Origin of the sequence: Klebsiella sp. MBT K-1 (genome assembly GCF_002556465.1) — a bacterium.
GTDB lineage: Bacteria > Pseudomonadota > Gammaproteobacteria > Enterobacterales > Enterobacteriaceae > Klebsiella > Klebsiella grimontii.
In genome coordinates this window covers 154,303-167,744 of record NZ_PDEL01000001.1, presented here as the reverse complement: position 1 = coordinate 167,744, position 13,442 = coordinate 154,303, and the positions used below count along the sequence as shown (strand labels likewise).

Genomic DNA, 13,442 nt, shown 5'->3' with positions numbered 1-13,442 from the left:
CCTTCACGCAATCGGTATATTGCTCATTGTCTATACTACACCTATAAGATTTGGGGATATTCCCATGCAACCCAAGGTTCCGGAGGTGACATATGAAACGCAGAAACGCTTCGTTACTCGGTAATGTGCTGATGGGGTTGGGGTTGGTCGTCATGGTTGTCGGCGTTGGTTACTCTATTTTAAACCAGCTTCCGCAGCTTGACCTGCCGCAGTTTTTCGCACACGGCGCGATCCTGAGTATCTTTGTCGGCGCGGTACTGTGGCTGGCTGGCGCTCGCGTCGGCGGTCATGAACAGGTTAGCGACAGATACTGGTGGGTTCGCCACTACGACAAACGCTGCCGCCGCGATCAGCATCGCCACAGTTGAGTGAATTCCATACCACCAGCCGTTGTGAACGGCTGGTGCGTTTTAACGTCGTCCGTTCAGGCTGCCCGCTTGTTGTTGTCTCAAATCCTCCTTATCTCTCTTCATCTTTCATCGGCACAGTCTGCCTAATACAATTCCGGTACTGAGCGCTTGACCCTGACGTAACGTCAGGCTGCAGAGTGGCGCCACTGGCCGATGAAAGGAGCAATCATGTTAATTCAGGTGGGAGAACTGGCGAAACGCGCTGGAATAACCGTCCGTACGCTACATCACTATGAACAAACGGGATTGCTAACGCCTTCGGCCAGAAGCGCGGCGGGTTACCGGTTATATAATCTGGCGGCCGTTAAGCGGCTGCATATGATCAAAGCGCTGGCGCAGGCCGGGCTGGAACTCGCCACTATCAAGGACTATCTCGTGCGGGACACTTTCTCGCTGTCCGATCTGCTGGTTAAGCAGATAACCACCCTCGACCGGCAGCTACAAACCCTCTCAGCGCTGCGCCAGCGCCTGGCGCTGCTGCGCGAAGAGCTGGACAGCGGAGGCGAACCCGACCTGGAGTCCTGGCTACAAACGCTGGAGTTAATGAAAATGTACGATCGCTGGTTTAGTCAACAGGAGTTACAGGTGCTGCCGTTCGCGGAGCAGGATGAGCAGCGCAATCAGATCTGGCTGGAGCTGGTTAGCGAAGCGCAGCAACTCATGCGCCAATGCTGTCCGGCAGACGCGCCGCAGTCAATGGCGCTGGCAACCCGCTGGATGGAGCAGCTGGAGCAGGATACCGCCGGAAGGCCTGAGTTTCTGACCCGGCTGAATGACATGCACGCCGCCGAGCCGCAGATGCGCGAGCAAACCGGGGTGACCCCGGAGACGATTGATTTTATTACCCGCGCCTTTGCGGAAAGCAAGCTGGCCATCTGGGCGCGCTATCTGAATGCCGAAGAGCTGGCGTTTACGCGGCAGCACTATTTCGATCGCCTGATGGAGTGGCCGGCGCTGGTGGCCGACCTGCATCGGGCCTGTTGTGAAAAGCGGGACCCGGCATCGGCGGAGGGGCAGCAGCTGGCGCAGCGCTGGCTGGCGCTGTTCCAGTCTTATGCGGGAACGGATCCCCACACGCAGCAGAAGTTTCGTTATGCCATGGCGCGGGAGCCGCATTTGATGAAGGGAACCTGGATGACGGCGGAGGTGCTTGGCTGGCTTCAACAGGCGATTGGCGTGATGATGCGGCAGGCGTCAGGGCCTGCCGCCGGGTAATTAAATATCCGCCAGCGCGGCGTTGCGGTCCGGGTAGAAGCTCAGGCGGCCCGGAATCGGTTTAACGCCTGCCCGCGCCAGGGTGCGCAGCGGCTGAAATTCCAGGTTCGACACGCGCAGCTCACAGCCTTCCGGCAGCTTCTTCACGAAACGCTGGAAGGCATCCAGTCCGCCGGCGTCCAGCACCGGCACCGCATCCCATTTCAGCACCACGATACGCTTGCCTGCGACCCGCGTTTCCAGATCGGTAAATAATCCTTCCGCGGCGGCGAAAAACAGCGGACCTATGACGCGCAGCACCAGCACATCATCCGGAACCTCAACGTTGACCGGCGCCAGGCGGGTCATCCGCGCGATCCGGCGCATAAACAACAGGGAGGCCAGCACGATGCCGACGCTAATCGCGATGACCATATCAAACAGTACGGTCAGCGACATGCACATCAGCATAACGATAATGTCGTCTTTTGGCGCATAGCGCAGCAGGTTAACGACCTTGTGCGCTTCGCTCATATTCCATGCCACCATCAGCAGCAGCGCCGCCATGGCGGAAAGCGGCAACCAGGAGAGCAGAGGGGCAAGCACCAGCAGCGCCATGATCACCAGCAGCGCGTGGATCACGGCGGAAACCGGCGAGGTCGCCCCGGCGCGGACGTTGGCCGCCGAGCGGGCGATGGCGGCGGTGGCGGTAATGCCGCCGAAGAACGGCGCCACAATATTGCCGAGCCCCTGGCCAATCAACTCGCTGTTGGCCTTGTGTTTGGTGCCGGTCATGCCGTCCAGCACCACGGCGCACAGCAGGGACTCAATCGCCCCGAGCATGGCCATGGAAAACGCCGCCGGCAGCAGCGCCTGCAGCGAGGACCAGCTGAGGGTGAAGTCTGAACCCGGCATATCCCACGGCAGCACCAGCTGCGGCAGCAGCTGCGGAATACCGTTGCCTTGGCTGCCGTCGGCGAGAATATAGTGGAACTGAGAGCCAATGGTGGCAACGTGCCCGCCAAGCAGATTGACCACGCCCATCACCGCGCAGCCCGCCAGCAGGGCCGGCAGGTGGCCCGGCAGACGAATCCCCAGACGCGGCCAGATAATCAGCGTGCCCAGCGTGACAACGCCGATGGCGGCATCGCCGGGATTAATGGTCGGCAGCGCCATCGCCAGCGCGCCGACTTTCTGCAGATAATGTTCAGGCACGTGCGCCATCTGCAGACCGAGAAAATCTTTAATTTGCATGGTACCGATGGTGATACCGATCCCGGAGGTGAAGCCGAGGGTGACCGATAGCGGAATATACTCAATCAGGCGGCCAAAGCGCGCCAGGCCGAAAAGAATCAGGAAGATCCCCGACATCAAGGTTGCGACCAGCAGTCCGGCAAGCCCGAACTGCTGCGAGACCGGGTAGAGGATCACCACGAAAGCGGCGGTAGGCCCGGAAACGCTAAAGCGCGAGCCGCCGGTTAACGCAATGACGATCCCCGCCACCGCGGAGGTATAGAGACCGTACTGCGGCGCCACCCCGCTGCCAATAGCCAGCGCCATCGCCAGCGGGATAGCGATAATCCCGACGGTAATCCCGGCAATCACATCACGAGTAAACCGCGAAGCGGTATATTTTTCTTTCCAACAAGCGTCGATGAGGGCGCGGAAAGGCATCACATGTGAGGAAAATAATCTGTTCACAATAATGTTTCATCCATGAGCGCATCATCTGTCAACTAAATGGCAGGTGAAGGAGGCATCGGTCATTTCCACGTCATCCTTCGGGATGCCTCTGTGTTGGCTGCGTTCATTTACCCCGATTCCGTACTGCCTGTACGCTGCCGGAGATTCATTCACTTGCCGCCTTGACGCATGCCGAATGATTTTGTGGAAGAATAAAAGGTTCAGAGACAAAAAAACCCGCCGCAGCGGGTTTTTGTGCCGGGCTCGATTAATGTTCGAACATAGCAGAGATAGATTCTTCGTTGCTGATACGACGAATCGCTTCGGCCAGCATACCAGACAGCGTCAGGGTACGGACTTTTTCCAGCGCTTTGATTTCCGGCGTCAGCGGAATGGTATCGCAGACGACGAATTCGTCAATCACTGAGTTTTTGATGTTCTGGATAGCATTGCCGGAGAAGATCGGGTGCGTTGCGTAAGCGAAGACGCGTTTAGCGCCGCGCTCTTTCAGCGCTTCAGCCGCTTTACACAGGGTGCCGCCGGTATCGATCATATCGTCAACCATCACGCAGTCGCGGCCGGCGACGTCGCCGATGATGTGCATCACCTGGGAAACGTTAGCGCGCGGACGGCGTTTGTCGATGATAGCCATATCGGTATCGTTCAGCAGCTTGGCGATAGCGCGAGCGCGAACCACGCCGCCGATGTCCGGAGAAACCACGATAGGGTTGTCCAGGTTCAGCTGCAGCATGTCTTCCAGCAGGATCGGGCTGCCGAATACGTTATCAACCGGAACGTCAAAGAAGCCCTGAATTTGTTCTGCGTGCAGGTCAACGGTCAGAACGCGGTCGACGCCGACGCTGGACAGGAAGTCAGCAACCACTTTCGCGGTGATAGGCACACGAGCAGAACGAACACGACGGTCCTGGCGAGCATAACCGAAGTAAGGGATAACAGCGGTGATACGACCTGCCGAAGCACGACGCAGAGCATCAACCATAACAACCAGTTCCATCAGGTTGTCGTTGGTGGGAGCACAAGTGGACTGGATGATGAAAATATCACCACCGCGTACGTTTTCATTGATTTGTACGCTGACTTCACCGTCGCTAAAACGACCTACGGCGGCGTCGCCAAGAGAAGTGTACAGGCGGTTGGCAATACGTTGTGCTAGTTCCGGGGTGGCGTTACCAGCAAAAAGCTTCATATCAGGCACGAGAAGAACCTCAGGCATGCGTCCAGTGGTGGATGAAATGGGCCAAAAACTGTGCGGGTGGGCACGATTTCATCCAGGCGGTGTATTAAAGAGCCCGATGCAACGTCTGGAACAGGGTGACGTTGTCACCGTAACTCAGTTTCCCCGACGTTTTCGCCAAATTTGCTATAATTTAGCAGAACTTAGCGCAGCGCCTGCTTGAGCGGAGAGATGTTAACACCTCGCGCCACGAAGCCATGCAGCCATGCCGGGGCTTTTTCAAGCACCTGACGAGCGGCGGATTCAGTGTCAAATTCAGCAAATACACATGCACCGGTGCCAGTCAGGCGCGACGGCGCATATTCTAACAGCCAGGAAAGCGCCGCATCAACCTCACGAAAACGTTTTCTTGCGATAACCTCGCAATCATTGCCGAATTTACATTTTAATAACGTATTAATTGACCTGGCCGGGGTATCGCGCGGCAGTTGCGGATCGCGAAAAATGATCGGCGTTGGAATGCTGACCCCCGGATGCGCCACCAGATACCATTTTTCCTCCGGTTCGACCGGGGTCAGAATTTCCCCGATGCCTTCGGCAAAGGCCGCATGGCCGCGAACGAACACCGGCACGTCGGCGCCCAGCTGCAGACCCAAAGCCGCCAGCTCATCTTCCGAGAGATTACAGCCCCATAAATGGTTCAGCGCCACCAGAACGGTCGCGGCGTTGGACGAGCCGCCGCCGAGGCCGCCGCCCATCGGCAGCACCTTGTCGATGCTGATATCGGCGCCGCTGCCCGCAGGAAGCGTCCCGGCCTGCGCTGCGGCCTGCATTAATAGCCTGGCCGCGCGGATGATCAGGTTCTCTTCATCCGGCACGCCGTCAACCGGCGTCAGCAGACGCAGCTGGCCGTCGTCGCGCGGCTCAATCGTCAGCGTGTCGCCATAATCCAGAAACTGAAACAGCGTTTGCAGCGTGTGGTAACCGTCGGCGCGCCGCCCGGTAATGTACAAAAACAGGTTCAGCTTTGCGGGAGAGGGCCAGCGGGTCATCATTTCACAATCCAGTTATCCATTTTCAGCTTGATGCGCTGGCTGCCGTCGTTAAGCTCCATATTGGCCGGCAGCGACGGTTTGGTGTCGGAGGTGTAGCCGCCCCAGGTGACGTGCCAGGTCTTGCCGTTTTGCGTGTAGTTCAGTTCGCGCAGGCGGTACTGGTCATCAAGCGAGTAGTCGGTGGCGTCGCCAGGCAGGCCAATAATCCACTGGCGCAGGCTATTGAGCGGAATCGGCATACCGGTCAGACGGCCAATCATCTCTTCGGCATCGGTCGCCGTGTAGGTCTGTCCTTTATTGTCAATCAGCTGCACGTTGCCCGGCTGGGCGGTTAACGACAGCTCGGTGCTGCCGAGCGGGTTAGTCAGCAGCAGGCGATAGCGGTCCTGGCCGGTTTGCTGCCAGAAGAAGCGGGCATACACCTTTTGCTCATCCGAGAGATAAGCGAAAGCGCCGCGCGTCTGGAACTGATTAAGATTGCGGACATCTTGCTGGTGCTGACGCCACTGCGGTGAATCCGGGCTTTTACCCGGCCCTTTCGGAGCATTAATCGCACAGGCGGTCAGAACGAGGCTTGCCAGCGGCAACAGGCGGAACAGTCGATTCATAATGATGACAAATCCTTGATGTCTACAGTGAAATGCGGCAAATGAGAGTAACAGCTGGCCGATTTGTGTAGCGGGTTACAATAATAACCATTAATGCTAGCGTTGCCGGGCGGTAGCGTCTACGTTCAAGTTGTCTGAAATCAAAAAATTACCGTTAATGGCTATTACAGATTAGCTATTACTCCAAAAGGGGAGCCTCTCTTTTATTGATTACGCGCATCCTGTATGATGCCTGCAGACTAACCTTAGCAACGCTGGTACTACTCCCTCACAATGACGCTTTTAGCTCTTGGCATTAACCACAAAACAGCTCCTGTAGCGCTGCGAGAACGCGTAACGTTTTCGCCGGATACGCTCGACCAGGCGCTGGAGAGCTTGCTGGCCCAGCCAATGGTGCAGGGCGGGGTGGTGCTGTCGACCTGTAACCGCACGGAACTCTACCTCAGCGTCGAAGAGCAGGATAACCTTCAGGAAGTTCTTATCCGCTGGCTGTGCGATTACCACGGCTTAAATGAAGACGACCTGCGCAAAAGCCTCTACTGGCATCAGGACAACGATGCGGTCAGCCATCTGATGCGCGTCGCCAGCGGTCTTGATTCGCTGGTGCTGGGCGAGCCGCAGATCCTCGGGCAGGTGAAAAAAGCCTTTGCTGATTCCAGTCGCGGACATCTGAACGTCAGCGAGCTGGAGCGCATGTTCCAGAAGTCGTTCTCGGTGGCCAAACGCGTGCGTACCGAAACCGATATCGGCGCCAGCGCGGTCTCCGTGGCGTTTGCCGCCTGTACTCTGGCGCGACAAATCTTTGAATCGCTCTCCAGCGTTACCGTGCTGCTGGTCGGCGCCGGTGAAACCATTGAGCTGGTGGCCCGCCATCTGCGCGAGCATAAGGTGCGCAAAATGGTGATTGCCAATCGCACCCGCGAGCGCGCTCAGGCGTTGGCCGATGAAGTCGGCGCGGAGGTGATCGCCCTGAGCGACATCGATGAGCGGCTTAAAGAAGCGGATATCATTATTAGTTCTACCGCCAGCCCGCTGCCGATTATTGGTAAAGGGATGGTGGAGCGCGCGCTGAAGGCGCGCCGCAACCAGCCGATGCTGCTGGTCGATATCGCCGTTCCGCGCGATGTCGAACCGGAGGTTGGCAAACTGGCGAACGCCTATCTCTACAGCGTGGACGATCTGCAAAACATCATTCAGCACAACCTGGCGCAGCGTAAAGCCGCGGCGGTGCAGGCGGAAACCATTGTTGAGCAGGAAGCCAGCGAATTTATGGCCTGGCTGCGCGCCCAGAGCGCCAGCGAGACTATCCGCGAATATCGCTCCCAGGCCGATCAGGTCCGCGAGGAGCTGACGGCTAAAGCGCTGGCGGCGCTCAATCAGGGCGGCGATGCGCAGGAAATCATGCAGGATCTGGCACGCAAGCTGACTAACCGCCTGATCCACTCGCCAACCAAATCTCTTCAGCAGGCCGCCCGTGACGGGGATGATGAACGCCTGCATATTCTGCGCAACAGCCTCGGGCTGGAATAGCGCACCTTTCTCTCTTTTTTTAGGACAGGGTGAATTCACGCCTATGAAGCCTTCTATTGTTGCCAAACTGGAAGCCCTTTACGAACGCCATGAGGAAGTTCAGGCGCTACTCGGCGATGCCGCGACCATCGCCGATCAGGATAAGTTTCGCGCGTTATCCCGCGAATACGCGCAGCTGAGCGACGTCGCCCGCTGCTACACCGACTGGCGCCAGCTGCAGGATGATATCGAAGCCGCGCAGATGATGCTCGATGACCCGGAAATGCGCGAAATGGCGCAGGAAGAGCTGCGCGAAGCGAAAGAGAAGGGCGAACAGATGGAGCAGCAGCTGCAGGTTCTGCTGTTGCCCAAAGACCCGGACGACGAGCGTAACGCGTTTGTTGAAGTTCGCGCCGGCACCGGCGGCGATGAAGCGGCGCTGTTCGCGGGCGATCTGTTCCGTATGTACAGCCGTTACGCGGAATCACGCCGCTGGCGCGTGGAAATCATGAGCGCCAACGAAGGCGAACACGGCGGCTTTAAAGAAGTGATCGCCAAAATCAGCGGCGACGGCGTCTATGGGCGACTGAAGTTCGAATCCGGCGGCCATCGCGTGCAGCGCGTACCGGCCACCGAATCCCAGGGGCGTATCCATACCTCCGCCTGCACCGTGGCGGTGATGCCGGAGCTGCCGGAAGCAGAAATGCCGGATATCAGTCCGAGCGATCTGCGCATCGATACCTTCCGCTCCTCCGGTGCGGGCGGTCAGCACGTCAACACCACCGATTCGGCGATCCGTATTACCCACTTGCCGACCGGTATCGTCGTCGAGTGTCAGGACGAACGCTCCCAGCACAAAAACAAAGCGAAAGCGTTGTCGGTGCTTGGCGCGCGCATCCGCGCCGCGGAAGTGTCCCGGCGCCAGCAGGCGGAAGCCTCCGAGCGTCGTAATCTGCTGGGTAGCGGCGATCGCAGCGATCGCAACCGCACCTATAACTATCCGCAGGGCCGCGTGACCGATCATCGCATCAACCTGACGCTTTATCGTCTGGACGAAGCGATGGAAGGCAAACTGGATATGCTGATTGAGCCGATCGTTCAGGAATATCAGGCCGATCAGCTGGCCGCCCTTTCCGAGCAGGAATGATGACTTTTCAGCAGTGGCTGACCCAGGCCATCGCCCGCCTGAGCCAAAGTGAAAGCCCGCGCCGGGATGCCGAAATCCTGCTGGGCCACGTGACCGGCAGGGCGCGGACCTATATCCTCGCCTTTGGCGAAACGGCGCTGACCGCGGCGCAGGCCGCCGAGCTGGAAACGCTGCTGAGCCGTCGCGCCCGGGGCGAACCGGTGGCTCACCTGGTGGGCCAGCGCGAATTCTGGTCGCTGCCGCTGTTCGTCTCTCCCGCGACGCTGATCCCGCGTCCGGATACCGAGTGCCTGGTTGAACAGGCGCTGGCGTGCTTATCCGATGAGCCGTGTCGCATTCTCGATCTCGGCACCGGCACCGGCGCGATCGCCCTGGCGCTGGCCAGCGAACGCCTGGACTGCCGCGTCACCGCCGTCGATGTGATGCCCGATGCGGTCGCGCTGGCCGCGCGTAACGTTGAGCATCTCGCGATCCCTAACGTCAGCGTACTGCAAAGCGACTGGTTTAGCGCGCTCGCCGGACAGCAGTTCGACATCATCGTCAGCAATCCGCCCTATATCGACGAAACCGACCCGCATCTGGCGCAGGGCGATGTCCGCTTTGAGCCGAAAACGGCGCTGGTCGCCGCCGATGGCGGTCTGGCCGATCTGGCGCATATCATCCGCGAAGGCCGCCGCTATCTGGCTGCCGGCGGCGTGATGTTGCTGGAACACGGCTGGACGCAGGGCCAGGCGGTGCGGGAACTCTTTCGCGAGGCGGGTTATGGCAATATTGCCACCTGCCGCGATTATGGAGACAACGAGCGCCTGACGCTCGGGCATTATCAGGGAGAGGTATGAATCTGTTTAACGCGGTACTGTATTTGCATATCGCCTGCGTGGTGGTCTCGGTCAGCCTGTTCGTGCTGCGCTACTGGTGGCGCTGGAGCGGGAACCGCCTGCTCGACCAGCGCTGGGTCCGCATTGCGCCGCACTGTAGCGATACGCTGCTGTTTCTCAGCGGCGCTGGATTAATGGCAATAACGCACTATCTGCCGTTTACCGAAGAGGGTACATGGCTGACTGAGAAGCTGTTTGGCGTTATCATTTATATCGCATTGGGATTTATCGCGCTGGGCCGTCGTCGCTCGCGCAGTCAGCAGAGCCGGTTTGTCGCCTTTCTGCTGGCCCTGGTGGTGTTGTTTATCATTATTCAACTCGCCATCACAAGAATACCGTTATTGGGGTAAGGCATGAGGTCGTTAGCTGATTTCGAATTTAATAAAGCGCCGTTATGTGACGGCATGGTCCTCATTTCTGAATTAATCCGCGACGATTTTCCGACGCACTATGTGCAGGATGAGCTGGAGCGGCTGCTGGCCCTGGCGCAGGAGGAGATTGCCTCTTCCTGGGACCAGGAGCGCCAGATAGAGCGTCTGCTGGAGCTGTTCTATCACGACTGGGGCTTCAGCGATTCGCGCGGCGTTTACCGTCTGTCCGATGTGCTCTGGCTTGATAAGGTTCTCAACAACCGCCAGGGCAGCGCGGTGTCGTTAGGCGCAATCCTGCTGTGGATCGCACAGCGTCTGGCGCTGCCGGTGGTACCGGTTATTTTCCCGACCCAGATGCTGCTGCGCGCCGATCCGCAAGAGAGCGAAGAGATGTGGCTCATTAATCCGTTTAACGGCGAAACGCTGAACGAGCATACGCTGGAAGTGTGGCTGAAGGGCAATATTAGCCCGGTCGCTGAGCTGTTTAACGAAGATCTCGACGAAGCCGATAACGCGGAAGTGATCCGCAAGCTGCTCGACACGCTCAAATCGGCGCTGATGGAAGAGCGGCAGATGGAGCTGGCGTTACGCACCAGCGAGGCGCTGCTGCAGTTCAACCCGGAAGATCCGTACGAAATTCGCGATCGCGGGCTGATATACGCCCAGCTCGATTGCGATCACGTGGCGCTGCAGGACCTCAGTTACTTCGTTGAACAGTGCCCGGAGGATCCCATTAGCGAGATGATCCGCGCGCAGATCAACACCATTTCGCATAAACAAATTACATTGCATTAGTCTGAAACCATTCCGGTTACACCCTGATAAGGCGAACTTATGAAACAAAAAGTGGTTAGCATTGGTGATATCAACGTAGCAAACGACCTGCCATTCGTGCTGTTTGGTGGCATGAACGTGCTGGAATCCCGCGATCTGGCGATGCGTATCTGCGAACACTACGTGACCGTCACGCAGAAGCTGGGCATTCCTTATGTGTTTAAAGCCTCTTTTGATAAAGCTAACCGTTCTTCCATCCACTCCTATCGCGGGCCGGGGCTGGAAGAAGGGATGAAGATTTTCCAGGAGCTGAAGCAGACGTTCGGCGTGAAAATCATCACCGACGTTCACGAAGCCAGCCAGGCTCAGCCGGTGGCTGATGTGGTTGACGTTATTCAACTGCCAGCGTTCCTCGCCCGCCAGACCGACCTGGTTGAAGCGATGGCGAAAACCGGCGCGGTGATCAACGTGAAAAAACCGCAGTTTGTGAGCCCGGGCCAGATGGGCAATATCGTCGATAAGTTCATCGAAGGCGGCAATGACAAAGTCATTCTTTGCGATCGCGGCGCGAACTTCGGCTACGACAACCTGGTGGTCGACATGCTGGGCTTCGGGGTGATGAAAAAAGCCTCCAATAACTCACCGGTTATCTTCGACGTTACCCACGCTCTGCAGTGCCGCGACCCGTTTGGCGCCGCGTCCGGCGGACGCCGCGCGCAGGTTGCCGAACTGGCGCGCGCCGGGATGGCGGTAGGCATCGCGGGCCTGTTTATTGAAGCGCACCCGGATCCGGAACATGCGAAATGCGACGGTCCATCCGCGCTGCCGCTGGATAAACTGGAGCCGTTCCTCAAGCAGATGAAAGCCATCGACGATCTGGTTAAAGGCTTCGATGAGCTGGATACCAGCAAGTAATCGCGCCTGAAATGACAAAAGCCTGCCCGTTGCAAAACCGGCAGGCTTTTTTTATCTCCCCGGCAGAGGTAGAGGCCGCCGGGGGAGGCTCAGGCAAAAATGGTCATCAGGTAGGCGGCGAACAGCGCCAGGTGCGCCGCGCCGTTCAGCACGTTGGTGCGTCCGGTAGAGAACGAAATCTGGCACAGCAGCAGGGAGGCAACCATCACCACCATTTCCGGTGCCCCAAGGCCAAAGCGTAGTTCGTTACCGGTGAGGAAGGCGATAAGCGTTACCACCGGCACCGTCAGAGAAATGGTGGCCAGCACGGAGCCGAAGAACAGGTTCATCGCCCGCTGGACCTGATTGTTCAGCACCGCTTTCAGCGCGCCAAGGCCTTCCGGAGAGAGGATCAGCAGCGCGACCAGGAAGCCGGTAAAGGCCACGGGGGCGTTCATGCTGGTCAGCAACGTCTCAAGCGGATTGGCGTTCATTTTGGTTACGGCGATCACCGCAACCAGGTGTACCAGCAGCCAGGCGGTGTGCCACTTGCTGCTATGCGCCGACGGTTTGCCGTGGTGCGGGTCATCGTCGTCGCCATCATCTTCATGCTCGTAAACAAACAGGCTCTGGTGCGTTTTCGTTTGAATCAGCAGGAATACGCCGTACATGGCGGCGGAAATCAGCGCAACCAGCAGCGCCTGGCCGGTGGTGAAGTTAGCCCCGGGCAGCGCCATCGGGAAGACCAGGACGATAATCGCCAGCGGAAAAAGGGCGATCAGGTACTGTTTAAGGCCGAACAGATTCATATACTGGGTGGCGAATTTGCGCCCGCCCAGCAGTAAAGAAAAACCCACCAGCCCGCCGGTGACAATCATGATGATTGAATAAAGCGTATCGCGCATTAGGGTCGGCGCGGCATCGCCGGTGGCCATTAATGCGGAAATCAGGCTGACTTCGAGAATAACCACTGAAAGGCTTAAAATTAATGAACCATAGGGTTCGCCAAGGCGGTGCGCCAGAACGTCGGCGTGGCGAACAACGCTGAACGCGCTGCTCAGAATCCCGACCAGCGCCAGGATATTAATGGCAACGACCACTGGCAGTGACTGGCTGCTTCCCCAGAAAAACAGCACCGCCAGCGCCAGAACCGGAAAGGCGAGGGAGGTCTCCTTGTGGCGGGTCTTCACCGCCTCATGTGCATCGGTCATGAATTATCTCCAGGTATGCAGGTGTTATAATTATAGATATTGTAAGTTAATAAAATAACAGACATTGCGGGGACTATTTTGTTTTTTTACTTAAATTTACCACTCTGACTCTGTAAAAGTGGTAGATTGCCATAAACTGCGGTTACTATTTTTTTGTATTTATTATTCAGATAATTACTAAAACATCTTTCTCATTTATCTCTCGCCTTGCCAGCCGGTTGATCCTCTACCAGACTCACTATTCACCCTTAAACCGGAGGTTGCCATGCCCTATAGCAACAAAAGTGAATTGCCCGACAGCGTTCAGCACGTTCTGCCCGCGCATGCTCAGGAGATTTACAAAGAAGCCTTTAATAGCGCCTGGGAACAGTATAAGCATAAAGAAGACCGACGCGACGACGCCAGCCGTGAAGAGACCGCGCACAAAGTCGCCTGGGCGGCGGTGAAAAATGAGTACCAAAAAGGCGATGATGATAAGTGGCATAAGAAGAAGTAATCGCTTTTGCTACGACA

General features: G+C 57.6%; 14 protein-coding genes. 9 read left to right on the top strand and 5 right to left on the bottom strand.

Going from position 1 to position 13,442, the window contains the following annotated elements; all coding sequences use genetic code 11:
• The first annotated feature begins 92 nt into the window (after positions 1 to 92).
• Complete coding sequence (gene ychH, locus CMQ96_RS00770; protein ID WP_004121828.1) at positions 93 to 368, top strand: stress-induced protein YchH; 276 nt, start codon at positions 93 to 95, stop codon at positions 366 to 368.
• Positions 369 to 578: 210 nt separating this feature from the next.
• Positions 579 to 1,625 carry a MerR family transcriptional regulator gene (locus CMQ96_RS00765; RefSeq protein WP_098065672.1) on the top strand — a complete coding sequence of 349 codons (1,047 nt, stop codon included), beginning with the start codon at positions 579 to 581 and terminating at the stop codon, positions 1,623 to 1,625.
• On the opposite strand, the gene dauA is transcribed toward CMQ96_RS00765, so the two are convergent.
• The 4 genes from dauA to lolB all read right to left on the bottom strand — a co-directional run bounded on the left by dauA (position 1,626) and on the right by lolB (position 6,145).
• Positions 1,626 to 3,305, bottom strand: coding sequence for a C4-dicarboxylic acid transporter DauA (gene dauA, locus CMQ96_RS00760; RefSeq protein ID WP_029669642.1), 1,680 nt, complete (start codon positions 3,303 to 3,305; stop codon positions 1,626 to 1,628).
• Positions 3,306 to 3,555: 250 nt separating this feature from the next.
• On the bottom strand, positions 3,556 to 4,503 hold the full coding sequence (prs, locus tag CMQ96_RS00755) for a ribose-phosphate diphosphokinase (RefSeq protein ID WP_004103157.1): 948 nt from the start codon (positions 4,501 to 4,503) through the stop codon (positions 3,556 to 3,558).
• A 182-nt stretch (positions 4,504 to 4,685) separates the two neighbouring features.
• Positions 4,686 to 5,534, bottom strand: a complete 849-nt coding sequence (gene ispE, locus CMQ96_RS00745) for a 4-(cytidine 5'-diphospho)-2-C-methyl-D-erythritol kinase (RefSeq protein ID WP_176518972.1) — start codon at positions 5,532 to 5,534, stop codon at positions 4,686 to 4,688.
• The gene (gene lolB / locus CMQ96_RS00740) at positions 5,534 to 6,145 is read right to left on the bottom strand and encodes a lipoprotein insertase outer membrane protein LolB (protein ID WP_004133358.1); all 612 of its coding nucleotides are present in this window, start codon (positions 6,143 to 6,145) and stop codon (positions 5,534 to 5,536) included. Before lolB ends, ispE begins: the two co-directional genes overlap by 1 nt.
• Positions 6,146 to 6,418: 273 nt before the next feature.
• Between lolB and hemA the strand changes: the two genes are divergently transcribed.
• The 6 genes from hemA to kdsA are packed head-to-tail and all read left to right on the top strand — an operon-like array spanning position 6,419 to position 11,739.
• Positions 6,419 to 7,675, top strand: coding sequence for a glutamyl-tRNA reductase (hemA, locus tag CMQ96_RS00735; RefSeq protein ID WP_004121817.1), 1,257 nt, complete (start codon positions 6,419 to 6,421; stop codon positions 7,673 to 7,675).
• 43 nt (positions 7,676 to 7,718) lie between these two features.
• A complete protein-coding gene (prfA, locus tag CMQ96_RS00730) occupies positions 7,719 to 8,801 on the top strand; it encodes a peptide chain release factor 1 (protein ID WP_004133359.1) in 1,083 nt (360 codons plus the stop codon).
• Positions 8,801 to 9,640, top strand: a complete 840-nt coding sequence (prmC, locus tag CMQ96_RS00725; RefSeq protein ID WP_098065668.1) for a peptide chain release factor N(5)-glutamine methyltransferase — start codon at positions 8,801 to 8,803, stop codon at positions 9,638 to 9,640. The genes prfA and prmC overlap by 1 nt, the downstream gene beginning before the upstream one ends.
• On the top strand, positions 9,637 to 10,029 hold the full coding sequence (sirB2, locus tag CMQ96_RS00720) for an invasion regulator SirB2 (RefSeq protein ID WP_004133364.1): 393 nt from the start codon (positions 9,637 to 9,639) through the stop codon (positions 10,027 to 10,029). The genes prmC and sirB2 overlap by 4 nt, the downstream gene beginning before the upstream one ends.
• Positions 10,030 to 10,032: 3 nt before the next feature.
• Entirely contained in the window at positions 10,033 to 10,845 is an 813-nt protein-coding gene (gene sirB1, locus CMQ96_RS00715; RefSeq protein ID WP_024357862.1) for an invasion regulator SirB1, read from the top strand.
• A gap of 39 nt (positions 10,846 to 10,884) precedes the next feature.
• The gene (kdsA, locus tag CMQ96_RS00710; RefSeq protein ID WP_004851877.1) at positions 10,885 to 11,739 is read left to right on the top strand and encodes a 3-deoxy-8-phosphooctulonate synthase; all 855 of its coding nucleotides are present in this window, start codon (positions 10,885 to 10,887) and stop codon (positions 11,737 to 11,739) included.
• An 89-nt stretch (positions 11,740 to 11,828) separates the two neighbouring features.
• Here the strand turns inward: kdsA and chaA are convergent, their stop codons facing one another.
• A complete protein-coding gene (gene chaA / locus CMQ96_RS00705) occupies positions 11,829 to 12,929 on the bottom strand; it encodes a sodium-potassium/proton antiporter ChaA (protein ID WP_024357863.1) in 1,101 nt (366 codons plus the stop codon).
• A 265-nt stretch (positions 12,930 to 13,194) separates the two neighbouring features.
• Here chaA and chaB point away from each other — a divergent pair, with 265 nt between their 5' ends.
• Complete coding sequence (gene chaB, locus CMQ96_RS00700; RefSeq protein WP_004133373.1) at positions 13,195 to 13,425, top strand: putative cation transport regulator ChaB; 231 nt, start codon at positions 13,195 to 13,197, stop codon at positions 13,423 to 13,425.
• The last annotated feature ends 17 nt before the right edge of the window (positions 13,426 to 13,442 follow it).

Bases quoted from the DNA above. Each gene is read 5' to 3' on its own strand.
- hemA (WP_004121817.1), top strand. From the start codon at position 6,419: ATGACGCTTTTAGCTCTTGGCATTAACCACAAAACAGCTCCTGTAGCG.
- prmC (WP_098065668.1), top strand. From the start codon at position 8,801: ATGACTTTTCAGCAGTGGCTGACCCAGGCCATCGCCCGCCTGAGCCAA.
- chaA (WP_024357863.1), bottom strand. From the start codon at position 12,929: ATGACCGATGCACATGAGGCGGTGAAGACCCGCCACAAGGAGACCTCC.
- CMQ96_RS00765 (WP_098065672.1), top strand. From the start codon at position 579: ATGTTAATTCAGGTGGGAGAACTGGCGAAACGCGCTGGAATAACCGTC.
- chaB (WP_004133373.1), top strand. From the start codon at position 13,195: ATGCCCTATAGCAACAAAAGTGAATTGCCCGACAGCGTTCAGCACGTT.
- sirB2 (WP_004133364.1), top strand. From the start codon at position 9,637: ATGAATCTGTTTAACGCGGTACTGTATTTGCATATCGCCTGCGTGGTG.
- lolB (WP_004133358.1), bottom strand. From the start codon at position 6,145: ATGAATCGACTGTTCCGCCTGTTGCCGCTGGCAAGCCTCGTTCTGACC.
- sirB1 (WP_024357862.1), top strand. From the start codon at position 10,033: ATGAGGTCGTTAGCTGATTTCGAATTTAATAAAGCGCCGTTATGTGAC.
- prfA (WP_004133359.1), top strand. From the start codon at position 7,719: ATGAAGCCTTCTATTGTTGCCAAACTGGAAGCCCTTTACGAACGCCAT.
- ispE (WP_176518972.1), bottom strand. From the start codon at position 5,534: ATGACCCGCTGGCCCTCTCCCGCAAAGCTGAACCTGTTTTTGTACATT.
- kdsA (WP_004851877.1), top strand. From the start codon at position 10,885: ATGAAACAAAAAGTGGTTAGCATTGGTGATATCAACGTAGCAAACGAC.
- ychH (WP_004121828.1), top strand. From the start codon at position 93: ATGAAACGCAGAAACGCTTCGTTACTCGGTAATGTGCTGATGGGGTTG.